Source organism: Marinitoga sp. 1137, assembly GCF_001941525.1.
GTDB lineage: Bacteria > Thermotogota > Thermotogae > Petrotogales > Petrotogaceae > Marinitoga > Marinitoga piezophila.
This window is the reverse complement of sequence record NZ_CP009471.1, coordinates 676,785-702,767: the sequence shown is the minus strand read 5'-3', so window position 1 is coordinate 702,767 and position 25,983 is coordinate 676,785. Positions and strand designations below refer to the sequence as shown.

27 protein-coding genes and 1 tRNA gene are annotated in these 25,983 nt (G+C 30.3%); 4 read left to right on the top strand and 24 right to left on the bottom strand.

The genetic code is table 11. From position 1 onward, the window contains the following. Positions 1-2 precede the first annotated feature (2 nt). Positions 3-78, bottom strand: a tRNA-Pro gene (locus tag LN42_RS03545). Between the two features lie 101 nt (positions 79-179). Here LN42_RS03545 and LN42_RS03540 point away from each other — a divergent pair. Further along, complete coding sequence (locus tag LN42_RS03540; protein WP_075780373.1) at positions 180-1,286, top strand: hypothetical protein; 1,107 nt, start codon at positions 180-182, stop codon at positions 1,284-1,286. Here LN42_RS03540 and LN42_RS03535 read toward each other — a convergent pair. From LN42_RS03535 to LN42_RS03525, 3 genes are read right to left on the bottom strand one after another with little or no spacing between them, the layout of a single operon-like run. After that, positions 1,272-2,492: an alkaline phosphatase family protein gene (locus LN42_RS03535; protein ID WP_014296147.1), complete on the bottom strand. Its 1,221-nt coding sequence runs from the start codon at positions 2,490-2,492 to the stop codon at positions 1,272-1,274. The genes LN42_RS03540 and LN42_RS03535 overlap by 15 nt on opposite strands. 13 nt (positions 2,493-2,505) lie before the next feature. Further along, positions 2,506-2,778, bottom strand: a complete 273-nt coding sequence (locus tag LN42_RS03530) for an acylphosphatase (RefSeq protein WP_014296146.1) — start codon at positions 2,776-2,778, stop codon at positions 2,506-2,508. Between the two features lie 19 nt (positions 2,779-2,797). Continuing rightward, a complete protein-coding gene (locus tag LN42_RS03525) occupies positions 2,798-3,964 on the bottom strand; it encodes a chromate transporter (protein ID WP_075780372.1) in 1,167 nt (388 codons plus the stop codon). A gap of 130 nt (positions 3,965-4,094) precedes the next feature. Here LN42_RS03525 and LN42_RS03520 point away from each other — a divergent pair, with 130 nt between their 5' ends. The 3 genes from LN42_RS03520 to LN42_RS03510 are packed head-to-tail and all read left to right on the top strand — an operon-like array spanning position 4,095 to position 7,720. Further along, positions 4,095-6,071 (top strand): hypothetical protein, encoded by a 1,977-nt coding sequence (locus LN42_RS03520; protein WP_014296144.1) that lies wholly within the window; start codon positions 4,095-4,097, stop codon positions 6,069-6,071. A 24-nt stretch (positions 6,072-6,095) separates the two neighbouring features. Next, positions 6,096-6,863, top strand: a complete 768-nt coding sequence (locus LN42_RS03515) for an MBL fold metallo-hydrolase (protein WP_014296143.1) — start codon at positions 6,096-6,098, stop codon at positions 6,861-6,863. A 5-nt stretch (positions 6,864-6,868) separates the two neighbouring features. Continuing rightward, the gene (locus LN42_RS03510) at positions 6,869-7,720 is read left to right on the top strand and encodes a methyl-accepting chemotaxis protein (RefSeq protein WP_014296142.1); all 852 of its coding nucleotides are present in this window, start codon (positions 6,869-6,871) and stop codon (positions 7,718-7,720) included. 8 nt (positions 7,721-7,728) lie between these two features. Here LN42_RS03510 and LN42_RS03505 read toward each other — a convergent pair whose 3' ends face one another. The 20 genes from LN42_RS03505 to fusA form a co-directional block, all read right to left on the bottom strand. Beyond that, complete coding sequence (locus tag LN42_RS03505) at positions 7,729-8,730, bottom strand: NAD-dependent epimerase/dehydratase family protein (protein ID WP_014296141.1); 1,002 nt, start codon at positions 8,728-8,730, stop codon at positions 7,729-7,731. Between the two features lie 26 nt (positions 8,731-8,756). After that, the gene (locus tag LN42_RS03500; protein WP_014296140.1) at positions 8,757-9,179 is read right to left on the bottom strand and encodes a MarR family winged helix-turn-helix transcriptional regulator; all 423 of its coding nucleotides are present in this window, start codon (positions 9,177-9,179) and stop codon (positions 8,757-8,759) included. 128 nt (positions 9,180-9,307) lie between these two features. Then, positions 9,308-9,961: a thiamine diphosphokinase gene (locus tag LN42_RS03495; RefSeq protein WP_014296139.1), complete on the bottom strand. Its 654-nt coding sequence runs from the start codon at positions 9,959-9,961 to the stop codon at positions 9,308-9,310. Then, positions 9,948-11,045 (bottom strand): DNA-directed RNA polymerase subunit sigma-24, encoded by a 1,098-nt coding sequence (locus LN42_RS03490; RefSeq protein WP_014296138.1) that lies wholly within the window; start codon positions 11,043-11,045, stop codon positions 9,948-9,950. Before LN42_RS03490 ends, LN42_RS03495 begins: the two co-directional genes overlap by 14 nt. Next, positions 11,038-12,543 (bottom strand): bifunctional ADP-dependent NAD(P)H-hydrate dehydratase/NAD(P)H-hydrate epimerase, encoded by a 1,506-nt coding sequence (locus tag LN42_RS03485; protein WP_014296137.1) that lies wholly within the window; start codon positions 12,541-12,543, stop codon positions 11,038-11,040. The genes LN42_RS03490 and LN42_RS03485 overlap by 8 nt, the downstream gene beginning before the upstream one ends. A gap of 120 nt (positions 12,544-12,663) precedes the next feature. After that, positions 12,664-14,517 (bottom strand): FAD-dependent oxidoreductase, encoded by a 1,854-nt coding sequence (locus LN42_RS03480; protein ID WP_075780371.1) that lies wholly within the window; start codon positions 14,515-14,517, stop codon positions 12,664-12,666. A gap of 13 nt (positions 14,518-14,530) precedes the next feature. Continuing rightward, complete coding sequence (locus LN42_RS03475; RefSeq protein ID WP_075780370.1) at positions 14,531-15,643, bottom strand: NADH-quinone oxidoreductase subunit D; 1,113 nt, start codon at positions 15,641-15,643, stop codon at positions 14,531-14,533. Next, positions 15,640-16,155, bottom strand: coding sequence for an NADH-quinone oxidoreductase subunit C (locus LN42_RS03470; RefSeq protein WP_075780369.1), 516 nt, complete (start codon positions 16,153-16,155; stop codon positions 15,640-15,642). Before LN42_RS03470 ends, LN42_RS03475 begins: the two co-directional genes overlap by 4 nt. Continuing rightward, a complete protein-coding gene (nuoB, locus tag LN42_RS03465; protein WP_075780797.1) occupies positions 16,139-16,684 on the bottom strand; it encodes an NADH-quinone oxidoreductase subunit NuoB in 546 nt (181 codons plus the stop codon). The genes LN42_RS03470 and nuoB overlap by 17 nt, the downstream gene beginning before the upstream one ends. A 38-nt stretch (positions 16,685-16,722) precedes the next feature. Next, a complete protein-coding gene (locus LN42_RS03460) occupies positions 16,723-17,634 on the bottom strand; it encodes a respiratory chain complex I subunit 1 family protein (protein ID WP_014296132.1) in 912 nt (303 codons plus the stop codon). After that, positions 17,631-19,472 (bottom strand): proton-conducting transporter membrane subunit, encoded by a 1,842-nt coding sequence (locus LN42_RS03455; RefSeq protein WP_075780368.1) that lies wholly within the window; start codon positions 19,470-19,472, stop codon positions 17,631-17,633. Before LN42_RS03455 ends, LN42_RS03460 begins: the two co-directional genes overlap by 4 nt. Position 19,473: 1 nt before the next feature. Next, complete coding sequence (locus LN42_RS03450; protein WP_075780367.1) at positions 19,474-20,874, bottom strand: complex I subunit 5 family protein; 1,401 nt, start codon at positions 20,872-20,874, stop codon at positions 19,474-19,476. Next, positions 20,867-21,211: a sodium:proton antiporter gene (locus LN42_RS03445; RefSeq protein WP_014296129.1), complete on the bottom strand. Its 345-nt coding sequence runs from the start codon at positions 21,209-21,211 to the stop codon at positions 20,867-20,869. The genes LN42_RS03450 and LN42_RS03445 overlap by 8 nt, the downstream gene beginning before the upstream one ends. Then, complete coding sequence (locus LN42_RS03440) at positions 21,212-21,967, bottom strand: Na(+)/H(+) antiporter subunit B (protein WP_041638790.1); 756 nt, start codon at positions 21,965-21,967, stop codon at positions 21,212-21,214. Beyond that, the gene (locus LN42_RS03435) at positions 21,967-22,212 is read right to left on the bottom strand and encodes a hydrogenase subunit MbhD domain-containing protein (protein ID WP_014296127.1); all 246 of its coding nucleotides are present in this window, start codon (positions 22,210-22,212) and stop codon (positions 21,967-21,969) included. The genes LN42_RS03440 and LN42_RS03435 overlap by 1 nt, the downstream gene beginning before the upstream one ends. Further along, entirely contained in the window at positions 22,199-22,543 is a 345-nt protein-coding gene (gene mnhG / locus LN42_RS03430) for a monovalent cation/H(+) antiporter subunit G (RefSeq protein ID WP_075780366.1), read from the bottom strand. Before mnhG ends, LN42_RS03435 begins: the two co-directional genes overlap by 14 nt. Beyond that, a complete protein-coding gene (locus tag LN42_RS03425; protein WP_014296125.1) occupies positions 22,540-22,788 on the bottom strand; it encodes a cation:proton antiporter in 249 nt (82 codons plus the stop codon). The genes mnhG and LN42_RS03425 overlap by 4 nt, the downstream gene beginning before the upstream one ends. Further along, on the bottom strand, positions 22,785-23,270 hold the full coding sequence (locus LN42_RS03420; protein ID WP_083635636.1) for a Na+/H+ antiporter subunit E: 486 nt from the start codon (positions 23,268-23,270) through the stop codon (positions 22,785-22,787). The genes LN42_RS03425 and LN42_RS03420 overlap by 4 nt, the downstream gene beginning before the upstream one ends. A gap of 79 nt (positions 23,271-23,349) precedes the next feature. Next, positions 23,350-23,661, bottom strand: coding sequence for a helix-turn-helix transcriptional regulator (locus LN42_RS03415; RefSeq protein WP_014296123.1), 312 nt, complete (start codon positions 23,659-23,661; stop codon positions 23,350-23,352). Positions 23,662-23,894: 233 nt separating this feature from the next. Continuing rightward, positions 23,895-25,976: an elongation factor G gene (fusA, locus tag LN42_RS03410; protein ID WP_014296122.1), complete on the bottom strand. Its 2,082-nt coding sequence runs from the start codon at positions 25,974-25,976 to the stop codon at positions 23,895-23,897. Positions 25,977-25,983: the final 7 nt, after the last annotated feature.

Sequence of the window (25,983 nt, the reverse complement as noted above, 5' to 3'; positions counted from 1 at the left end):
TATGGTCGGGGCGACTGGACTTGAACCAGCGACCTTTTGCGCCCCATGCAAACGCGCTCCCATCTGCGCCACGCCCCGAAATCCGCACATAATTATAACATATTTTATTAAATGAGTCAATAATAGAAGGTTTAAAAGATTTAAAATTCTGGTATAATTATTCAAAAGGAGGAGGTAAAATGGAAAATAAGAATATATTTTTGAATTCTAAATTAAATATATCTCTGGCTTTTATATTTTTTTCTATGCTATATATATCTTATAGTCTAGTATTGCCTAACTTCATATCTTTTGAGATCCTTGGTGAGTATAATATTGAAATGAAAAAATTTTATGTAATTAATTTTACTACTTTTTTTGGTTTTAATTTTGGAATTTTGCTGTTTAGAATTATTTTAAATATGAATAAAGTAGTTAGAAGGTTCTTTTTTACACTGGTTGTGTTATTAAATGCATTTTCTTTTTTAGCTCCTGATTACGATTATTTTCTATTTTTAAGATTTTTAGCAGGTATGGGATTGGGAGTTTACTGGATTTATGTCAGAATAAAAACATCATTTTTATCTGAGTATTCAAAAATAAAATTTTATTTTGGAACACTTGGACTTGTTCTTGGATATGTATTTGCTGCAATGATAAACTTAATTGTTGTTCCGCAACTGGGTTGGAGCGCAGGATTTTTAGTTCTTTTTTCTGGTTTTTTGTTATTTCCATTTAATAAGTATCTTGATACAAATATTAGCTATTTTGATAACAATAAAGAATGTAAAATATGTTTAAATTTCTTTTTCTTTTTGTCCGGCTTTGATTTTTATATATTAATTTCCAATATAAAATTAATATATTTTAATGTGTTTTCTGATTTGTATCTAACAAATCTTCATATTTTTATATTGACAGTATTATTATTAATAGGTATAAAACTTTCAAAGTATATATTTCGTTTTTTTAGCGTCTTTAAGATTATTATTACGTTGAATCTTTTGCTTATCTTTTTTTCTATTATAGGATTTTATACATCTGATAAATTGCTTATAATACTTGTAACCTTTTTGATTTTTGTTTTTCAGAGTATCTCATGGAGTTTTATTTCTCAATTTGAAAGTATAAAAGACGATGTGGAAAATTATTTGTATGCCTTTCATATGAGTATTTTTGGTGGATTATTTGCTTCATTTGTTTCATATCTTTTATATCCTCAAATAGAAAGATATATGTTTGTTTTTATTATGATTATTTCTATGGTTTTTATAATAGCTTTTAAATTCAGTTTAAAAAGCAATTAGAGGAACTATCATTTCTCTATACGATAAACCACCGTGTTTCCCTTTTAGATGAACAAAAGAATTTCCATATTTAAAAACAAAGCTATAATTATCTTTAGCAATCATTGTAAAATCGCCAATTCTTTTTTTAAAATCATTATTAAGAGAACCGCCAAAAAGATTAATTTTTTCGCTTTCTTCAATAGATAAAAGATTTCCATAATCTTTATAATTTGAATTAAAATATTCCATAAATTCTTTTTTGCTTTTGGTATAAAAATACATCATTCGCATTTCTCCACCAGGTGGAGCCCATAAATAATTGGAAATTTCATCTTCGTTGGAGAATCTTATTTCTTTTTGTAAGGGAGATTCTAGCATTCCATGATCTGCAGTTATTAATATAACAGTATCCTCTCTTATTTCTGGAGATAATTTTTTTAGCAACTCTTCTTGAAGCATTTTCAAAAACCAGAAAATTTGTGATTTATATTTATGATCTCTTGCTCCATATTTATGTCCAATACTATCCACATATGCATAATATGCAAATTGAAACGAAGTATCGTTGTTTTTTCTGTATTCCTGTAACTTATCATATATCATCCCAAATAATTCAATAGGCGATTTATATCCTTTTATGTTGCTTCCTTTATTATGAATTTTACTTAATCCACTACCGACTATATCTGAATGTGTATGTGTAAAGGTTTTAACGCCTAATTTATTTAACTCTTCATATATAGTTGAAACATTAAGCAAATTGTTTATGAAATATGGTTCATATACGCTATTTCCACCATATAAAGGAGAAAAATCAATCATATTTACCAAAGAACCCAATTCTTTAAAGTATAAAATATATCCTAAAATACCGTGTTCAGCAGGTGTTTTGCCTGTGACAATGGAGGTTATGGCGTTTGCTGTTGTTGATGGAAAAACAGAAGTTGCAGGAAAAAAATGGCTTTTATTAATTAAAGAAAGTTCATGCTTTTTTTCTTTTAATACCAGTTTAAAGGTATCATAACTCATAGCGTCAATTAAAATTAAAATTACGTGTTTTTTTGGTGAAATTGGTATAGGATAAGGTTTGTGAAAAGGTTTTCCGTCAAAATTTTTAATAATCCAATTTGAAATATTAACTATTGAATAATTATTATAATGAGGCAAAATGCCTAAACCTTCTATTTTATTATTGTATATTTCCTTTAAAATATCTCTCCACATAATAGTCTCCTTTTTAATATTTTATTGAAAAATCAGGGTAATTTTCAACAGGAATGTTTTCTTCTTCTATATCTTCTACATCGGAAAAGCCGTTTCCTTTAATTATATAGTCTTTGAAGGTTTCTAATGATTCTTCTGAAGTTCCTTCAGCAATAATTTCAACGCTTCCATCTGGCATGTTCATTACATAGCCTTTTATGCCTAACGATTCTGCTGTGTGATTTACAAACCATCGAAATCCAACACCCTGCACTCTTCCATATACTTTGAATTTTTTAGCTATCACTTTAATACCTCCTTGGAATTTAAATAAAATAAGCTATGGTTCCCAGAGCGATGGTACTAAAAACAGCATAAAGAGGTTTGTTTAATTTAATAATAAAGATTATAGACGATATTAATATTAAAATAGAAAATATATTTAAAGGTAATATCATAGAATATTTTACTATAAGCCTCAATAAAATTGCAACTAAAGCAGGATTAACTCCTTTTACAAATCCAACAAACCATTTTTTATCACGGATTTTTGATTGATATTTGCTTAAAACAAACGCCAATGTCATGGGAGTTAGAAAAATTCCTAATGTTCCATATAACGCTCCAAGAAAGCCTTTTAAATAATAACTGACAAAAGTTGCTGTAATCATTACAGGTCCTGGAGTTATTTGTCCAACAATTAGAGCTGTTGTGAATTCCTTTACATTTAGCCATTGTAATTTCCTAACAATTAATTCGTCCATGACAGCTATTACAGAGTAACCACTTCCAAATCCTGTTGCACCTAAAAGGAAAAAATTATAGAACATTTTAAATATAAATGGATTTTTATAAAATACATATATGCTTATTAATGCAATGGAAATTAAAAACAAAGTCACATATAGTTTATTGCTTTTTGGGACACGTCTTAAATGAATATCTTCTACATGTCCTTCTTCTTTATTTAAAATCATACCCAATAATCCAAATAATAAGATTACGTATATAACATTTATCTTTAAAAACAATAACATTAAAAATGCTGAGATGGTGAAAACATATGAGATTTTTTCTTTAAAAACACCTTTAGAGATTTTAAAAAGTGCATTGGTAATAAATACAAGAATTAAAGGAATAAACATATTTGTTAGAAATTCAATATATGGCGTATTTCCGTATTTGATATACCATTTTGCAAGTAAAATCATTAAAAGAAATGAGGGGGTTATAAAGGTTATTACACCAAGTATTGCGCCCCAGAAACCGTATAACTCAGCTCCAACAAAAGTTATCATGTTCACGGCCATAGCTCCTGGTAAAGGAGAGATAGAAGCAACTGCATTTAAATAAAATTTTTGTGTGATATATTTTTTTTCTTCAACAAGAAGTTTTTTTACATAAGCTAAAACAGAAAAACCACCAAAACCAATTATTCCAAGATATAATGTGATTTTCATCCATTCTAAAATCTCTTTGTGATGTTTTTTCATAAATACCTCCTGAAATTAATATATATTTTGCCATAGTATTTTACCATTTTTAAAATAAAATCGTCAAATTTTAGCTTTTTTCTGGTATACTATATAATAAGAAATAAAAATTTTGAAAGGGGGAAGTTTAGTGAAAATAAAAAAACTAACATTCTCAATGGCGTTAATGCTATTATTATCTATACTGGTAATAGCAAATCCAACAAAACCGCTGTTTATAAACAGTTTTGAAGAAGGGGTAAGTGTAATAAACTTTGAAAATCCAATGGCTCCACAATTAATAGCTTCATACCCAAGTATTATAAAATCAAAAAATATTCCTGTTTTCTTTGATTCTAAAGTAACTACGTTTTATAAAAATGACGAATATATAATCATTGGGTTAAAATCCGGAAAAGTTTATTTTATTAATTTAACCAATGGAAATTCAGAAGTATTTTCTTTAAAGGATTATCCAACACAAATTAAGGAGTATAATGGAAAAATATATGTTTCTGTATATAAAAATGAGATTATACCTTTTGAAATAAAAGAAAATAAAGTGGTTAAGGAATTAAGAATAAATTCAATTGGTGAAACATATGATTTTGCATTTGCAGGAAATTATTTATATGTTGCTGATGGAATAAAAGGGTTGGCAATATATTCAAAGAGTAATGGTATATATAAATATATGAGGCATTTAAAAACAGGTGGAGATGTTCAAAAGATCTATATAGATGGTGAGCACTTGTATACTCTTGATGGTGCAAGTGGTATTTCAATATTTGATATATCCTTTAAATTGTTACCATTTTTAGTAAAGAGTGTTGATACAGGTGGAGGAGCTAATGCAATATTAAAACATGGAAATTATTTATACGTTACTGACAGATGGTATGGTCTTGAAGTATACAATCTAAACGATATAAACAGTCCAGCAGTTAATAAAAATAAGAAAGATAAAATTCAACCTATATATAGGCATTATACACTTGATACACCTATAGATCTTAAAATTGTTGATAATGACTTTTTAGTAGTTACAGATAACTGGGGTGGTCTTGAAGTATATAGCCTTTCCAATCCTGCAAAGCCTGAACTTGTGAAGATATATAATAATCATACAGACCTTCAAGGGCTTTATGTATCAGGTAATTATCTTTATGCATCAGATAAAAAAGATGGTTTGATTATCTTTGATATAAGCAATCCTGAAAATCCTGTTGAAATTTCATCGAAGAAGACGTTAAACCTTAAATTTTTGCCTCGACGTCTTGAAAAAACATTAAATGATGCAGTAAATGTATTTTCAAAATATAATTATGCTTATATTGCAGATAGACAAAATGGTTTTACAATTTTTGACATTTCAAATTTAAAGGAACCTAAAGTATTATCCAATTATATAGACGTTAAAGAAAATAACAATGTAATTCTTGGCTATACAAATAATTTTATCATTGAAGGAAATAAAGCATTTATAGCAGATGGATATAAAGATCTTGTAATTCTTGATATAACAAATAAAGAGAAACCTCAGATTTTATCAATTAACAGAGTAACAGGAAGAAGCATGGATGTTGCTAAAGTAAATGATTATATATTCCTTGCAACAGATGATGTTGGATTTGAAGTATTTAAGTTTGATGGTAAAGCAGCTGAAAGAGTAAAACCAAAATTTAGAATAAATGGTTTTGCAAAAGATATAGAAGTTTCAGGAGATTATGCATATGTGGCTGTTGACTGGAAATATAAATTGTCAAATTCAACAGTTATTCCAGCTGGTAATCCAGGCGTTTATAAAATAAACATTTCAAATCCTGAAAATGTATCAATTGAGAAGGTATTTTCTTTTAATAATCAGGGTGTGAATAAAGTTAGAATCTTTAATAATATAGGGTTTGCAGCATTAGGTGAAAATGGATTTGTTATTTTTGATACAGTAAATGGTAATATAATTTCCAGAGTTAATACACCTGGAATAGTAAAGGATTTATTTGTAAAGGATGATTACCTATATGTAGCAGATGGGAAAAATGGTTTAATGATATTTAATATTACAAATCCTGGTAATCCTGTATTTGTAAAAAAGATTTTCTGGATGACATTTGGTAATATAAATTAATAATTAGTTTGAGGGGGTATAACAATGGATAACTCAAAAGCTATAGTGTTATTTGAAAATGATGACCACAAATATATATATCTTGGAGTAGAAAAGAATAACCTTGAAGGGATATTTACAAATCAGTTTTTAATAATTCACAAGGGAAAAGGTGTTTTGCTTGATCCTGGAGGAGTTCATGTTTTTCCAAGGGTGCTGGCAAATGTATCAGAATATATTGATACAGATGATATTATAGGTGTATTTTATTCACATCAGGATCCAGATGTATCCTCTGGTATAGCGTTGTGGAGCTCTACATTAAATAATGCAAGATTTTATGTTTCAGCATTGTGGGAAAGATTTTTACCTCATTTTGGTGTTTTTGATTCATCGTCTCTGGTGCCTTTAGAAGATAAAGGGGGTAAAATTGAATTTCCAGATGGTGCTTATCTTGATATAATCCCTGCACATTTCTTGCATTCTCTTGGTAATTTTATAGTATATGATCCTATTGCAAAAATATTATTTTCTGGAGATATTGGTGTTGGAGTTGTTCAGCCATCTGAAAGTAAGTATTTTGTAGAGAATTTTGATGACTACTCAAAACATATGGTAGGCTTCCATCAAAGATACATGGCTTCAAATATTGCAGCAAAAAAATGGGTGTCCATTGTATCAAAACTTGATGTAGAAATGATGACACCTCAACATGGATTATTGTTTAAAAAGAGGGAATATGAGCAATTCCTTGATTGGTTTAAGAATTTAAAATGTGGAGTAGATTTAATAGATGATATATACGGGATGTGATAGTTATGTCGGATAACAATAGATCCTTAAAAAATACAATTGAAAAATTAGCCCAGGGAATATATCATGAAAATGTTTTAACATCATTTATAGAAAACCTTGACGAGGTATTGGGAGACAGATTTGAAACAGCAAAGGACGTAACTGAACAGGTTGGTAATAAGATTATAGAAACAATTGAAAATACCAATCATATTGCTCATGAGATTGAAGAAATGTCTAAACGCAGTTTCGATGAAAAAGAGGAAATATCTAAACTGAATCAGAGTATAATAGAAAAGTTAAAGAATATAGGTGGAAACCTTGAACAGGTAAAAACAGATGTAAATGAATCTATAAATATGGTATCAGAGGCATTAAGCAGTTTTGATGAAGTAATGGAAATAACAAAGAATATAAATAAAATTGCCAGAAAAACAAATATGTTATCTATTAATGCCTCAATTGAAGCTGCAAAGGCAAAAGAACATGGAAGAGGTTTTGCAGTGGTTGCAGAAGAAATTCAGAAATTATCGCAGGAAACAAATGAAAGTGCCAAACAGATAAATGAGAAGATTAATTATCTTTCTCAGGAGATAAAGAATGTTTTGGAAAAGATTAATTATATTGCAGAATTGTTTGGTGTGGTAGCAGGGGTTACCGAAGGTTCTCTTGAAATTCTTGAAAAAAATGAGAGATTTTTAGAAGAGCTGGTTAATAATCTTCAATCCAATACATTAATATTGGAGGATAATATAGGAAATCTTAATATGTCAAAAGAAGATATTATGGATCTTATAAATACTATCTCTATGCTAAACTCAGTTATAAAAAATGTTTTAATGATGCAAAAAAAGATAAAAGATATAAAAATATAGTGGCTCTCTTAGAGAGCCACTTTGTTTTTCAATATATAATAATTATTTATCCAGTTTATTGTATCTTTCAGTGAAGTATATATACTTCGAGGATTATAATGTAGAATTTTTTTTGCTTTTTCACTGGAAAATTTATAATATCCAGTTAATGTATGAACTGTATAAGGGCTAAAAATGAGGTTTTTATTGGAAAATAGATGATGCAAAACACTTCCGTATGAAATAATGTAAGAATTCACAGGGGAGATAAATTTAATTTTTTCATTTTTCTCCGTAATAGAGTTTAGATATTTAAAAAATCTTCTCATGCTTATATTTTCACCACTTAGAATAAATTTTTCATTTTTTTTATTGAGCTTTGATGCAGCAATAATCCCATCAACTACATCCCTAACATCTACAAAGTCAAATACTCCATCAACACAATATCTAATTTTTCCATCTAAAAAGTCTTTTATTACTTTTCCTATTTCTGAAAGCTTATAATCATATGGTCCAATAACGCCACTTGGGAATAATATTTTATAATTAATTTCTCCTTTTTCACCTGCTTCAATAACCTTTTGCGTAGCGATAGCCTTTGACTTTCCATATGCTCCTGTGGTTAATTTAGGCGAAATGGGAGTTTCTTCGTCTATCGTAGCTCCACGTTCTATTTCTGCAAATGCATGAACAGAACTTACATAAATCAGGTCTTTGATATTATGAAATTTCATAGCATTTAAAATATTTTCCACACCGCCTATATTTACTGAGTATACCTTTTCATTTTTCCAGGGTAAAATGGAAATTATTGCAGCAAGATGAAATATTTTGTTGACTCCTTCTGTTGCTTTTAGCACATCATCTTTATTTCTAATATCTCCATAGACAATGTCCATATCCATGTTATTAAAAATACTTATATCTTCATCCGGTAAAACGAAGATACGTATTTTTTCTCCCGTTTCATATAATTTTTTTACCAGTACATTTCCAATATGCCCGGTGGCTCCTGTAATTAAAATCATAAAATCCCCCTCCATAAGTTTAAAAACTATCTGTATAAACTTATTATTTTTTCAAATCCTTTTTCAATGATTTCAAAATCTTCTTTAGATACTTTTTTCATAAAATCTTCGAAAATTAATTTGAAATTTTCTGTTGTTTCATTAAAAACATTTTTCCCTTTTTCTGTTAATTCTATTAGTATAACCCTTCTGTCGTCTTTTGATCTGTTTCTTATAACATATTCCCTTTCTTCAAGACTGTCTATAATATTTGTAACGTTGCTTTTGGTTGTGCTGAATATTTCAGCTATCTTTGCCATTTTTTGAGGTCCTTTTAGTCCAAGAAAAACAATTATATAAAATTCTATAGTTCTTAATTTTTCTGCTTCTGAAAAATTTGATATTATTTTTGTGAAATTGGACATAAGATCAAATAACATATTTAAAATATCCTTTTCTGAAAGTTGCATATTAATCACCTCTATAGTTGTAATTTTTTATAATCAATTATTTAGACTATTAAATTTTAAAATAGTTCAAAAATTTAATAATTTAAAAATAAAAAATAGGGCATTTTACAAATGCCCTATAAAATCTTTTATTTTATATCTTTTGTTTTCCAGCGAATATATATTAGGATTCCATTGCTATATGTAATTTCAATTTTTTCATTTTCTGTTATATTGCTTATTCCTATGGGATTATTAAAGTATAATATTCCATTTTCTAAAGGATATTTAAAACCTTTTAAAGTAATATTATTGCTTTTTTCAGTAAGTGAAAGAATAGACCATGTTTCTCCAATAGAAACTGTTTTTGAGAATTTTTTGGATATTCTGGATATTTCGATAAATTCTTCTTCAAAAATAATACCAATATCCCTGTATTTTGATAATAAGAATAAAGCTCCTAATATATGGTCAAGACGTTCACCGAGAAACGCTGAAACAAAAATATTATCAGCACCTTTTTCAATAGCAAATTTAAAAGCGAGATCAATATCAGTAAAATCCTTTTCTGGCAAATATTTTATTATTTCAACACCATTTGATTCAGCCCATTCTATGCTTTCCTGAGATGCAGAATCAAGATCTCCGATTAAATAATCAGGTTCAATATGGAGTTTTTGAAATATTTCAATGCCTTTATCTACAGCTATTAATATATCCGAATTGTCTATTAATCTTTTATAATAACTTAAATCACTTTTTTGTTCTCCACCTGAAATTATAAATGCGTTAATTATCTTCACCTCTTTTTATTAGATTTTTGTATTTATTTATTGTTCTTCTTGAAACTTTTATATTTAATTCCGAATTTAATAATGATGATATTTTGCTATCAGAAAGATTCATATGTTTTTTTATAAAATCGAATATAATTTTTCTGGTGTTTTTCTGGGAGTCTTTTGTATTAAATATAACAGAAAAAGGGAATATAATATTATTTGTATTCATAAAATATTTCGTTGAAACAATTCTACTCATTGTGGAAGGTGAAATATTTAGATGATTTGCAACTTCACGTATTCCAAATTTCCTGGGATTAATATTTTTTAATAAAAATTCATTATTTGTATCAATAATAAATTGTGCCAGTATTTCCATGTATTCTTTTCTTTTTTTCAATGAGCTTTTTAATAAAGAAAGTTTTTCCATTTCTTTTTCAATATATTTTTGGGTTTTTCTGTCATTTAATTTTTTTAGATTATTTAAATATATTTCGTCAACTTCTGGAAGTTCAGGTATATTTATTTCCCAGATTATTTTATTTCCCTTCTTATAGAAAATAATATCTGGAGATGAATTAATATATGAAATATTGTCCAGATTTTCCAGAGAAGATAACGGCAATCCCATTTCACCGCTTTTTTTTCGTAATTCAATGGCTTTTTCCAATGATTCTTCTGCAAAACCTGTTGGACCTAATTCCTTTAGTGTATACAATAATAAATTTAAATCTTTTTTAGATATTTTAAGTTTTTTAAAAAGTTCTTTTTTCGTAACGGATAAAATGCCTTTGTTGTCTATATAATTAAGAATTTCTTCTCCAGCCTTTTCTAAATGATCTGGTATAATTGCAAGAAATATAGGTTTAATTTTTTCAATATAACTTATTTTTTCGCTTATTTGTTCTGTTATATATTCCATACGATCGAGACTATATAATTCCATATCGTTTTTTTCAATTTTTAAAAATACATTTTCAAGAATCAGATTATTTACCTCTTCTTCTAATTTTGATAAAGGCATCTGTATTATGTGTAAAGCTTGAATTTGTTTTTGAGTTAATAATTGTTTTTGGCCAAGTTTTTGCAATAATTTGCTTTTATACATTCAGTACCTCCGATATAGCTTTATATAGATTTTTTGCAATATCAAGAGGTGTTGCATAATATTCAGTAATCTCATCGCTTATAATTTCTGCTGTTCTTCCAGAAAGATAAGAAGCAACAATACTTGCCTCCATTACATCAAGTCCTTGAGAAACCAAACCTGCAATAATACCCGTTAAGAGATCACCACTTCCGCCTTTTGCTAAAGCTGTATTACCTGTAATGTTGAAATATGTTCGTTCGCCGTTAGTAATAATTGTTGTAGCATCTTTAAATACTATAGTGGCTCTTTTATGTTTTGCAAACTTTTCTGTGTATTCGTAATTCTGTCTTATATTAATTTCATCTGTTCTTACAATTCTTTTCATTTCACCAACATGAGGAGTTAATACTATATTTTTTCTTAAACTTAATGAATCAACTGCATATAATGCATCAGCATCAACGACAATAGGTACTCTTGAATATTCAACTACATTTCTTACAAATTGCATGGTTTCATCAGAGCGTCCAAGACCAGGTCCTATAACAATAACAGAAGCTTTTTTGAGTTCTTTAGAGATTAAGTCAAAATCTTTTAAAGAGAATTTGTCTTTCATTAATGATTTATATATAATTCCCGGTTCATGATTTAATACATATGAAGATAATGGTGTAGGAGTAATTAATTTAACAAGTCCAGCTCCAACTTTTTGAGCTCCAATTGCAGATAAAATAGATGCACCAGGAAATTCAGAAGAACCGGCTAAAATTAATACATTTCCATAGTCATATTTTTGAGAAAATTTAGGTCTTTTGGGAAGTAATTTTTTTACCATTTCTGGTGTTACTAATTCCCTATGGGAAATATTGAATAAACTTTTTGGAAAAGAAAGCGGAGCTACTTTTATAGTTCCGGAATATTCTCTGCCTGGGAAGAATATATGTCCCAATTTAACACTGCCAAAAGTAATAGTTTTATCGGCTAAAATAGCGTTTCCCATTATTTCTCCAGTATTTGCATTAATCCCGGAAGGAATATCCACAGATAATACCTTTCCACGTTTAAATGTGTTTATTATATCAATAACGCCTTTAATTAAATCATTTGTATTTCCATTTAAACCAATACCAATTAAACCGTCAATTATACAATCTGCAGTGCTAACATGATTTTTGAAATCAACATTAAATTCAAAAAAGTCTAAGAATCCAAATTGTTTTAAAGTGTTTAATTGCTTTTTAAATAATCTACTACCTTTATTTTCATCACCTATAATACATACCTCTATGTTTTCATATCCTTCATTGTGTAGAATCCTTGCTGCAGCTAAAGCATCTCCACCGTTATTTCCAGTTCCAACCATAAATAATAAATGGGAATTTTTATTAAAGTCTTTTTGAATTTCACCAACAATGGCCATGGCAGCCTGTTCCATTAATACTTCTTCTGTGATTCCAAAATCTGTTGAAGTTTTTTTATCAATTTCTTTCATTTCAGTTGAGGTTAAAACATGCATTACAAAATGCCTCCTTTTTTTGGATGGTATAATTTAAGTCTCAATTTAATTTTACCACACAATGGAGTATTAAAAAAAACCCGAGAATTTAAATTCTCGGGTTTTTTAAAACAAATATTGTTATTGTTCTTTTTTGTCTTTATTATAACCAGTTAGGTAGAAATCTATACCTTGAGCTGCAGCATGACCGTCGGCTATACCGTGGATAATATCAGGTCCGTGTACAATGTCTCCACCAGCAAATAACCATGGAACACCAACTACTTGATTGTATTCATCTGTTTTAATTCTTCCTCTTACTATTTCAATTTTTTCTTTGATTTCTTCTGGTAAATAGGAATAATCAGGCATCTGACCTATTGATTCTACTACAAGATCTGCTTCTAATTCAAGAATTTGTGATTCATCATATTTTGGATTAAATCTTCTATTTTCATCAAATATAGATAATACTTTCTTAAATCTTGCTTTTTTAATCTTATCTCCATCTGTTACTATTTCAATTGGACCCCAACCTGGATGGAAGATTATGCCTTCTTCTCCACCTTCATGTTTTTCGTCCCAATCAGCTGGCATTTCATCCAAAGTTCTTTCTAAACTTACTACATGTACTTCTGATTTTCCATATTCTATGTTCTGTAATCTTACCATTGTTCTGGCAACGTCCATTGCAACGTTACCTCCACCGATTACTACAAGCTTCTTTGGAATATATGGTTTTGGTCCGTCACCAATAAGATAATATTTCATTTCTTTTAGTACAACCATAGCCTGTTTTACCATTGGATGTTCTGTTCCAGGTACTCCTGTTGTCCTTCCAAGAACAAAACCTGATGAAAGGAATACGGCGTCATAATTATCTTTTAATTCTTCAAGAGTTACATCTACTCCAACTTTTGTATTTAATCTAAATTCTACTCCTAATGATTCAATGTATTTCCAGTCTTTTTCAAATGATTCAAGAGGTAATCTGTAGATAGGTGCACCGTAATTTAAAACACCACCAGGTCTTTTTTCTGCTTCAAATACTGTAACTTCGTATCCCATAAGTACAAGATAATAAGCTGCTGACAAACCTGCAGGTCCTCCACCAACTACAGCTACCTTTTTATTAACTTTTTTGATTATCTGTTGTTTGTGTTGTAATACTCTATCATATTCTTCAGCAGGAATCTGATCTACAATGTATCTCTTTAACCATCTTATTGAAACAGCTTCACCTCTATGACCAATAGTACATGCAGTTTCACATCTGTGAGTACACATTTTACCACAAACTAAAGGTAATGGATTTGTTTTATATAACCATCTCATACCTTCTTCTACATTGTCATCATATACTGTTCTTATATAATCTGGAATATCCATATGTGCAGGACATGTTTTTGTACATATACCACAATCCACACATCTTGCAGCTTCTTCTATAGCCTGTTGCTTTGAGAAACCTTTTACTACTTCTAAGAATGATTTTTTTCTTGTATCTGCGTCGAGTATTTCCATAGGAACTCTTTCAAGATCAAGAAGTTCAGATTCTTCTGTTCTTTGATATGCTTTATCGAATTTAATTTTATGTATACCATCTTCTTTTGGTAAAAAGAAGAATGAATTTGGATCTTTTGAAAGATGAACATATTCTTTTGACATATTTAAAGAACCTGTAGTACAGATATCAACACACAAACCACAGAAAGTACATCTTCCGTAGTCAAATGCTGGTCTTTCAGGTTTTGATCCTTCTTCATCTGGTAATTCTGGTATTCTAACCATAGTTATAGCTTCAGCAGGACATATTCTTGAACAAGTTCCACAACCTATACATGTTTGCCAATCATTTGTATGAAAACCTCTATAATTGTCTGCAGCTTCTCTTGGATTATCAATAATATTTTCTAAAGGAATTGATATTGGTTTTTTTGTTAAATATTTCCAAGCTTTTGCTGGTGAAAAGAAACTTTTATTTATTTCAGCCATTTTCTCACCTCACCTACCTATCAATTTCTGGAGCACATACGCCCATAGTGTCTAACCATATTGCAACGTCATCAATTCTTGTTCCTGGTAAATATTTTTCTACTCCAAGTAGTCCCTGTGGATATGATGCTCCTCTAACTGCAATTCTATATGGCATATTTGAGCCATCTGATACTATATAATAACCATACTCTCCACGAGCACATTCAATATGGCTGAATACCTGTCCTTTTGGAACTCTCCATCTTAATGCACTACCTCTTGAGAAACTAACTCTAACAGGACCTTCTTTTGGCATTTTATCCAATACCTGTCTTAAAATTCTTATACTCTGTTGTATTTCTTTATATTTTATTGTTAACCTTGTATATGCATCAGAATATGTTGCTGTTGGAACGTCAAATTCAACTTCATCATATCTTGCATATGGATCAACTTTTCTTATATCATATGGTTTTCCTGATGAAGATCTTAATCCAATACCAGTTACACCAAGTTCCCAACATACTTCTTCTGGAAGGATTATATTATCTTTTGTTCTTGCCTGAACCATAGGATTTTTAAGAATTAAATCTTCATATTCTGGCAATCTCTTTTCTAAGTAATCTAAATATTTTTCTAATTTCATTTCAAGACCTTTTGGAAGATCTTTTCTAACACCACCAGGGACAATATACATATGATATATTCTTGCACCTGTAATTTCTTCAAACATATCAAGAATTAAATCCCTATCTGAAATAGCCCAGTTTGGACCTGTGTATAATCCAGTTGGACCACCAATTCCACCTAAAGCCATTAAGTGATTGGCAATTCTTGCAAGTTCGAGGATAATCATTCTTATCCAATGAGCTCTTTCTGGAATTTCGATATTTGCAAGAGCTTCTACACCTTGGGCATATACCATTTCATTGATATCTGGTTCTGGAACACATATTCTTGGTATTAAAGCAAGATTATTCATCCATAATCTTCTTTCCATTAATTTTTCAAATCCACGATGAAGCATTCCAGGTAATGGTCTTGCTTTTTCAACTATATCACCATCTACGTATAAATGAACACTAAAGTTACCATGCATACCTGGATGGTTAGGACCTAAGAATAACTTTACCTGTCTTTTCATTCTGCTTCACCTTCTTTCGGAATAAAATCAACTTTATATTCTCTAACATCGAATTTTTTCTTTGAATAAGCAAGTGGATCAAAATCTTTTCTCATTGGCGGTATATCATCCCATAATTCTAAGAATAAAGGTTTATTTGCCTTTTCATTTCCTTCAAATACTACACCAAAGAATTCATGTACATCTCTTTCATAATATTCTGCTCCAGGGAAGATGTCTATTATAGTTCTGAAATTTGGTTTGTCCCTATCTATTTTTGTTCTAACCTGTATAGTAATACCTTCATCCCAGTTAAAAAGAAGGTATACTAACTGGAATTTGTTTTCTTTTATCCAGTCTACACATGTAAGCATTGTTAATTGTTTCCAACCTTTTGATTTTAAATATGCCAATACTGAATGTATTTGATCGCTTTTAAAATCAAAGGATATTTGATTTTTCTTTGGTATTTCATGAAATTCTGGATTAAACTTTGCTTTTATATCTTCAATTATATTATTCATGGAATTCATCTTTTACATACACCTCCCCAAGGGCACGAATCTGATTCTTTTTATACCAATCATAGTACTTTTGATATCTTTTCCAGCCTAATGCTTCACCCTTTTTAATCATATCCATTAATTTTTTGAAACCGCTCATTACTGCTTCTGGTCTTGGCATACATCCAGCTATATATAAATCTACTGGCAAATAATAATCAAGTCTTGATATAACAGCATATGAGTCATAATATACTCCACCATTTAATGTACATGAACCAAAACCAACAACATATTTTGGATTTTGCATTTGTTCATATGTGTAAATAACCCTTCTTAATGTTTTAACACTTAAGTATCCTGTGATTAAAAGGACATCAGCCTGTCTTGGTGTTGCCATTGGTGCCATACCAATTCTTTCCATATCAAATCTTGAAGTCATTGTTGGAGGCAATTCCATAGCTCCACATCCTGTACAGTAGTGAAGCATCCAGATTGATTTACTTCTAAATATATTTCCAAATTTTTCCCAGAATGTAAGTGTATCTCTACAATCCATTTCATTAACATCTATTTCATTTATTTTTTCATTTTCATTTAAAGCCATATGCTCACCCCCAAACCGGTGAAGATTATAATTGCTGTTTGAATAAAGGCTAATGCAAGAGGTACTTTATAGTAAAATGCAACTAATTGATCAATTTTAAACCTTGCTACTACTGAAGAAATCATTGTTGCAAAAATATATACTACAAAATATTTGATTAAAAATTCTACAATTGTTCCACCACCAAGGAATAAATTTACAAATAATCCAACTTCAACAAATGTTGCAAAGTCGTGTTGAAGCATAAGCATACCAAGATGTTTTCCACCATATTCTACCAATGGACCTGAAGCAATTTCTGCAGGTGCAACAGGTGTATCATATGGTTTTTTACCAAGCATACCCATTAATGATATAAATCCAACTATTGTTCCTAAAGGCATTCTAAATAAATTCCAACCTAAAATGCCCATACCTTGTTGTGCTGCTGCAATAGCAGAAATAGATGCAGTTTTATTTGCAAAAATAATTCCAAATACTGTCATTATATATGGTAATTCATAACCGAGCATCTGAGTTAAAGCTCTCATAACACCTATTGAAGCCCATGGGTTTCCAGAACCAACAGCACTCATAGCCATACCCAATGAACCAACTGCTAAAAGATATACAATAACAAAGAAATTATCGAGATTTTTAAATACAACGATATTTCCCGCTGGAACGAAAATTAAAGTTGCTATTGTTCCTCCCAAAGCCATTAAAACACCGAAATCATATATAAAACCGTGTGAAATTGAACTTTTACTGAAAGCTTTGAATAAATCAATAAAGTTCTGGTACCATGGAGAACCAACTCTCATGTGTATTTTAGCAACTACTTTTCTTTGAATACCTGAAAGGGTTACCTGCCAGAAGAAGGCTAATAATACTAACCCTGTGGCCATAAAGAATGTTGTCATATTTTATCACCCCACATAAATATTGCAGTTATTACAATTGAAATCCAGAAAACAGTAAATGCTGGATTTTCATTGAAGAACCATGTTCTTACCAACTGTCCAAGTTCTTTTACCCTTAATGCAATTGCATCATAGAACTTTTCAACAGAAGGATGATTTGCATATAATCTTTCAAATGGGGCATAGTAATTTGCTGAATAGTGATATAAATCTGGATCATGAATAAATTCTGCTGATGTATAAGTATCCATTAATCCTACAGATTTTGATTTTGGTAATACGAAATAAAGTATTGTAGCTACAATAAATCCTGCACCAAATACCAATGTAACTATCCATGAATCCCACATACCATTTGGTGTCATAACTTTGAAACCATCAACTACTATAGGCTTAATTCCTACAACTTCCTGAATTTTAGCAATATATCTTAACATTAATCCTGGATATACACCATATAACAATGTTAAACCAGAAATAATTAACATTGGTAATTGCATCAAGAAAGGAACTTCTTTTACATCTTCATGTTTTGGAGATAATTGACCTAAAAATGCTCCTGCTAATGGTCTAAATACATACATAAATGATCCAACACTTCCAAAGAATGCAGCAAATGCAATGAACATATTTCCTTTTCTAATTAATCCCTGGAAGATTAACCATTTTGATGCAAATCCACTCATAGGTGGTATACCTGCTAAAGAAATAATTGCAATAAGATATGCTGTGAATGTTACAGGCATTTTTTTAATTAATCCACCAAGTTCTGAAATTTTTGTTGTTCCAGTTCTGTAAGCTACTGCTGCAAAAGCAAGGAACATTGCTGCTGAAGCCATAGCGTGATTAAATACGTGCATCATACCTCCAGCAAATGCTGTTTGATCTGTTAATGCAAGACCTATTAATATATAACCACTATTACTTACTGTTGAGTAAGCAATTAATCTCTTTGCATCGTCCTGTTTTATAGCCATTAATGTTCCAATTATTATACTAATTCCACCGAGTAACATTAAAATATAATTTTCAAATGGATGTCCCATAATCTGGAAATGATTTGAGAATACTTTAAATGTTGGGAATACAGCTGTCATTAAAAATGCAACAAAACCACCCATTTTTACAAGACCACCTGACAATACAGGTGAGAATGTATGTGGAGCATTACCGTGTGCAATTGGTAACCATGTATGGAATGGGAAAATACCCAATTTTGTTAAACCAGCCATTACAATTAAGAAGAAGAATAAAACTGCAAAGTTTGGATCTTCAGCCATTTTTGATACTGTTGTTGAGATATCAAATGTTCCGTATTTTGAATTTAATAATAATATTGCATATAACATTGAGAATGAACCTATTGTACTAATTCCATAATATACAACTGAAGCTCTTCTGGATTTACCTAAAGGAATAATAAACATTGATGACCAAACTACTAATTCCCAGAAGATGAATAAAGTTAAAAAGTCTTTTGAATAAAATACACCTATAGTTCCACCTAAAGATAATACATAGAAAAGATTATATGCTGCTGGATGTATTACCTTTTCCATCCAGTATGGATTAAAGAATGAAACCATTGCATATACAATAACCATTACAATTGAGAAGAACCATGCATATGATGAAGTTACAAGATCAAGTGAATAATTCCCGTATGTAAATACATTAAGTACTTCACCTGCTGAATCCTTTAATGTATATACAACAAATAATGCAACAACTGAGATTAATATTGTTAAATAAGCTCCTGCTTTATCATTGAACTTTGAAACTGCATATGTAACCAATCCGCCGAGTAATATAAATAAGATTAATGTATTTAAAGCCACGTCACATCCCTCCCGCTATGTTGGAAAGGTAATTGCTTATGCCTTGAGTAATAAATTCAGGATTAAAACTTACATAAATGATAAATGCTGCAACTACAACAGCTAAAAGTGCATAAGCAAATGTGTTTTCCAAGGATAATTTTGTTGTGTATTCGTCTTTTGATTCTTTTCCTTCTTCACCAGGATTCCAGAGTTTTACCAACATTCTGATGTAATAAATACCTTCAATTAAACTTGCAAATAAGATAAATGCAGGAATCCAGAAACTTTTTAATGTAAATAATGTTGATAAAGCAAATATCTTTACGTAGAAACCGTAGAATAGAGGTAATCCTACCAATGATAATGCTGCAACACTAAATCCAAAACCAATTAATTTATGTTTTTTAAATAATCCCTGTAATTTTTCTACATTATCTGTTCCAGTATATACAAACATTGCACCGGCTATTGTAAACATTATTAATTTTGCTAATGCATTATTAGCAACCTGCATCATTGCCCCGCCAGTTACACCTGATAAGAACAATGTTGCAATTAAACCAGCCTGTCCAACACTTGAAAATGCAAGAATACCTCTTACATTTCTTTGAGCAAATGCTGCAATTTCTCCAAACACAAATGTCAATACTGCAATTGTTAAGAATATTGTTTTAAGTGTTCCATCGACAACAAGGATTTGTGTAAATAATCTACCAAATACCATTATTGCCGTTGTTGCATATGCTGAAGCAAAAATAGCGCCATTTAAGTCATTTGTGTTTCCATAAACCATTTTTACCCAACCGTTAAATGGTAATAATTTAGATTCTACTGCAAAACCAGCAAAGATAAATGTAAGTGCTAATAATAATACATCGCTATTTATTCCAGAGAGTTTTGCGTGCATGTCAGCCATATTTAATGTTCCTGCAGTGGCATAAAGGATAATTATACCTAAAAGGTATAAATTTGAACCCAAGGCACCGAGGATAATGTAATTAAATGTTCCTTTGTAATTTTTTGTCATTGTAGAAAGAATATATGCTGAAATTGATGCAATTTCAAGGAAAACGAATAAATTGAATAAGTCACCTGTCATGAGCAAACCGTTTAATGAAGTTAATGAAACCAATAATACAGTTGAATATTTTTTAATTGATGACATTGAAGTTAATACTGCAAGTGCAAATACAACATTTACTATCATCAATCCATAAGCTGCATATTGATCAACAACAAGATTAATACCGAAAGGAGGCTTCCAACCACCTACGATAATAGTTCCCTGTTGTAAAGCAAATGAAGCAAATGCATTAAATAAAACAGCAATTATTAATAATGTTTTATCTAAAGTTTTAAACATTACAGATAAAAATGCGAATAGTAATGGTATCGCGATTAATAAGATAGGATTAATCATTGCTTTCACTCCCCATCTCGTCCAATTCTAATGTGCCGTATTTTGCGTATAATTTTCTTACAACTGTTAATGCCAATGCTGTTACACCAACACCAATAACAATAGCTGTAAGTACCAATGCTTGAGGTAATGGATCAACAAAAAGACTGTTTGTTGTTTTTACACCGTTGAATAATATAGGAGCAACACCATCATTTACATAACCAACTGAGATTATGAAAAGATTAACTCCTACTTCCAAAACATTTAAAGCTACAACAAGCTTTATTAGATTTTTTTGAGTTAAAAGACCATATATACCAATTAATATTAAAATTATAAATATGTATTGTATCATTTATTTCCCCTCCTCTGAGAGAAAATCTGAGATCAAGTTTGAAAGCTCAGATCCTACTTTTAAACCAACAAAGATGTAAATAATTGGAACAATACCTGCACTGAACAATTCACCAACAGTTCCTGTTGGAAGGAAGTTATAAAGGAAGTATCCTCCATATGCTAATCCTAATAAACCGAATATAAGATATAAACTTCCAGCAGTTCCTTCTAATAATTTAAATGATTTCATCTTTGTTTTAAATTCATCATCTGATAAATAGAATAATAATACTGCTGAAGCGATCATAGAACCGCCAGGAAAACCTCCACCAGGGGTAAGATGCCCATGAATGAAAATGTAAACACCTGTAATTAATATTACTCCAGCAATAACCCTAACTGCAGATTTTAAAATGAAATTAGGCGGTGTTTTAAATTTCATTCTTGATTTTCCGCTTAATAATAATCCAACACCAAGAGCAGAAACAAATAATACAGTAACTTCTCCTAAAGTATCAAAAGACCTGTAATTTACGACAATAGAAGTAACCATATTTGCTGAACCACTTTCTGGGTCTTTTGTTTCTTTATAAACAACTTCACCGTTATCACCGGTTACATTCTTTTTTACAAATTTGTCTGAAACCCTTTCACTTAAATTTGCCTTTCCAAATTCTGGAAAGAATTTTCCTTCACTGCTTTTTGGAGCATAAAGGCTTGTGAAGATAAATATTCCTAAAACTATTACAATTAAACCTGCAATAACTCTTTTCATCATTCTTTATCACCAGCCTTTTTCATGGAAAAGAGTGTAAAGATAAATACAGCGGTTACAAGACCTGAACCAATTACTGCTTCTGTAATTGCAACATCAGGAGCCTTCATAAAGATAAATGAAACAACAGAAAGCATACTTAATATTGATAAATAAATAACTGAAGTAATAATCTTTTTTGATTCAATTGCCAATATTGCGAATACTATTAATGTAATACCTACTAATAACTCAATTATCTGCATTTTCATCACCTCTACTTTTGTTGTAGAGTTCGTCTAACTCATTTTTTACTAATTTAAAAGGTTTTGCGCCGTAAATATATGAAGCCTTAGCTAATACAGAACTTCCAACAGGGTTGGTAATTGTAAGAAATACAACAATTAACAAAGTTTTAATAAACCATGCTGGTTGAACTATACCTACACCTAAAACCAATGAAAATGTTCCAAGGGTTGTAGCTTTTGTTGCTGCCTGAAGTCTATTGTAAACATCAGGCATTCTGTATAAACCCAAACCACCTAAAACATAAAAGAGCGCACCTATTATCATTAATATATATCCTATAGCACTCATTTTTTCCCCTCCAAATAACGAGCAATTACCACTGTTTCAAGGAATGATAATGCTCCATAAACTAATGCAATATCAAGATATAACTCACTTTTGAATAAGAAAGCAAGGAAAACTATTGATCCTGTGATAATAACGTTTAAAGTGTCGATAGCAACAACTCTATCAGGTGTCGTTGGACCTTGAATTAATCTGATAATAGAGAAAAAAGCTCCAATTGCGATTAATAAGCCTATTAATGTATTCATTCATAAATCCCTCCCAAAATCTTTTCAAATTTTCCAGAAACATACTTCTGATATTCTTCGGGAGTTTCACCTTTTACATCAATCCAGTGGATGTAAATATAATCGTCATCAGCATCAATAGATAATGTACCTGGAGTTAATGTAATGGAATTTGCAAGAGTTAATTTTCCAACGTTTCCTTTTAATTTTGTTGGAACCTTAACAAATCCAGGGTTTAATGGTAATGCTGGATTTAAAACCCTTGCTGCAACGTCGAAATTCGCCTTTACCATTTCAACAATAAACACAGGAACATAGATGAAAACAAACTTTAAAACCTTTGGAATTACAGAAAAACCAAATTCATAATCTACAGTTTTAGCTATAATTCCAGCTAAAACTAAAGATACAACTAGCCCTGTAAGTAATTCTGGAGTGCTGAAATTTGTTAGAGCAATCCAGATAACCCATAGGGTCAAAAATGTGGAAATAAATTTTTTCAATGTACTCCCTCCTTTAGGAAAAATTTGTGAAAAATATCTTTATTTTTGATAAAACCACTTTTTATTTCACAAAAAGCAATCAGGAATTCTTTATGATATCATGAGCTTCATTCAATTCTTGTGAAATTATTCTTTTTCCGTGGGATAAAAGTTCCAGTACACATTGATATTTTAGAATACAATATACAGAATTTCCTCGTTTCTTTTTTACAATGATACCGTTTTCTTCAAGGATTTTAAGATGTTGTGAGATACTTGATTGACTTGTTCCTAACCTTTCAACAATTTCATATACAGATAGTTCTTTTTCACTTAATAATTTTACGATTCTTAAACGAATAGGATGTGCGAGACTTTTGAAAACGTTTGATATTAATTTGCATTCATCCAAAATATCATCCCCTTATAGAAAATAAAAGAATATTAGAAAATTCTAATATTATTATATTACAAAAACACCAGATATTAAAACTATGATTTTAAACTGTTATTATCTATAATTACCTATAATACATTTTAATCTGCTATATTCATAAGAAATGCTAAAAAATAAAAAAAGAGCGCAAAATGCGCTCTTTAATCATATTTTTACAGGTATTTAATCTAAGACCAGTTATATCCTAATTACTGATTTTCTTTCTCTCTTTCTCTTTCCTGAATTATTTTTTGTTGTATATCAGGTGTTACTTCCTGATAAGTTGAAAATTTCATTGTAAAGTATCCTTTTCCACTTGTAATTGAGCTTAATCTTGGCGAGAAATCAAGCATTTCTGCAAGAGGAATTTCTGCTTCAATTTTATCAGTTCCTCTACCTAATGATTGCATTCCCATTGGCCTTCCGCGTTTTGAGGAGATTTCACCCATTACATCACCGGTATATTCTGTTGGTGTGTAAATTTCAACTTTCATTACTGGTTCAAGAATAACAGGATTTGCATTCTTCATACCATCTTTAAATGCCTGTCTTGCTGCAATCTGGAATGCTATATCTGATGAGTCAACTTCATGATAAGAACCGTCATATAGTGTAACCTTAATATCAACAACTGGATATTCAGCAACAACACCTTTTTTCATAGCTTCTTTTATTCCTTTATCTACTGAAGGAATAAAGTTCTTTGGAATTACACCACCAACGATTTTATCAACAAATTCATATCCTTCTCCTCTTGGAAGTGGTTCTAATTCAATTTTTACGTGACCGTATTGCCCATGACCACCAGTTTGCTTTTTATGTTTATATTCTGCTTTAACCTTTCTTCTAATTGTTTCTCTGTAAGCAATCTTAGGTTTTCCAACTTCTACATTTACCTTAAATGTTTTCTTTAATCTTTCTATCATAATTTCAAGATGTGTAGTTCCAAGACCAGAAACAATTGTTTCACCTGTTTCTGGATCAAATTCCCATGAGAATGTAGGATCTGATTCCTGTAATTTGGAAAGTGCATTATTAACTTTGTCAATTTCATTTTTGGAAGTTGGTTTTACTGATTTAGAAATCATTGGTTCAGGGAATTCAGGTACATCAACTTTTACCTGTCTGGAATTATGAGCTACAGTATCATTGATTTTACTCTTTTTAAGTTTTGGAACAACGATTATATCACCAACTCCAGCTTCTGATACTTCTTCATTTTTATCAAATCTAGGTATATATATATGAGATACTTTTTCATTGGAATCTTCCTGAACTTCAACAAATGAATCACCTGATTTTACCGTTCCAGCAAGTATTCTAATGTATGTAAGTTTTCCCACAAATGGATCAACGGCATTTTTTACAACAAGACCTACAAATGGCTCATCTTCTTTTCCTTCTATTACCAATTCTTTATCTTCATATTTTGCATTAAATGTTCTTTCATCTGGATGCATACCAACAAGATAAATCATTTCCATAAATCTATCTAAACCAATATTCTTTTCTGCTGAAGCAACAACTATTGGTACAACTTCATCATCTTCAAATGCTACGTGTAAAGCTTTAAAAACATTTTCAGGATTTAAAGCTTCTTCTCCCTCTTCTAAATATTTTTCCATTAATGCTTCATTTGTTTCAACAACATCTTCCATTAATTCCTGATGATATGCTTCATAATATTCTTTTGCTTCGGCTGGTATTTCATCTAATTTTTTATCTTTTCCACTTTGATCGGTTTCATAAACAAATGCTTCATGTGTTAAAAGATTTACAAGTCCTTTAAATTCAGGTCCTTCGCCAATTGGAACCTGTAAAGGAACAACCTTTACACCATCTTCAAATAATTCCTTTAATTCAGAAACTACATTACCAAAATTTACGCCTTCTTTATCCATCTGGTTTATTAAAATAAAGATTGGCTTTTTATTTTCCCTTGCAATTTTCCATATTCTTTCTGTTGTAACTTCAACACCTGATGAAGCATTTACAACAAGAACAACGTTGTCAACAGCATTTACTGCAACATCAATGTCTCCGAGAAAATCTGCCATTCCTGGAGTATCAAAGAAATAAAATCTTGAATCTTTATAATCTACTGACACAATATGATTTGAAAATGTTGAACCTTTGTCTTTTTCTACTTCTTCAATGTCTAAATAGCGCTGTCCAATCCTATCTGCGCTATCAAAGTTTTTTAATATGGCATCCATTAATGTGGTTTTTCCACATCCATGATGTCCAAATAACCCCACTATCCTTTTTTTATCTGACTTGATCATTCCCATATCAATG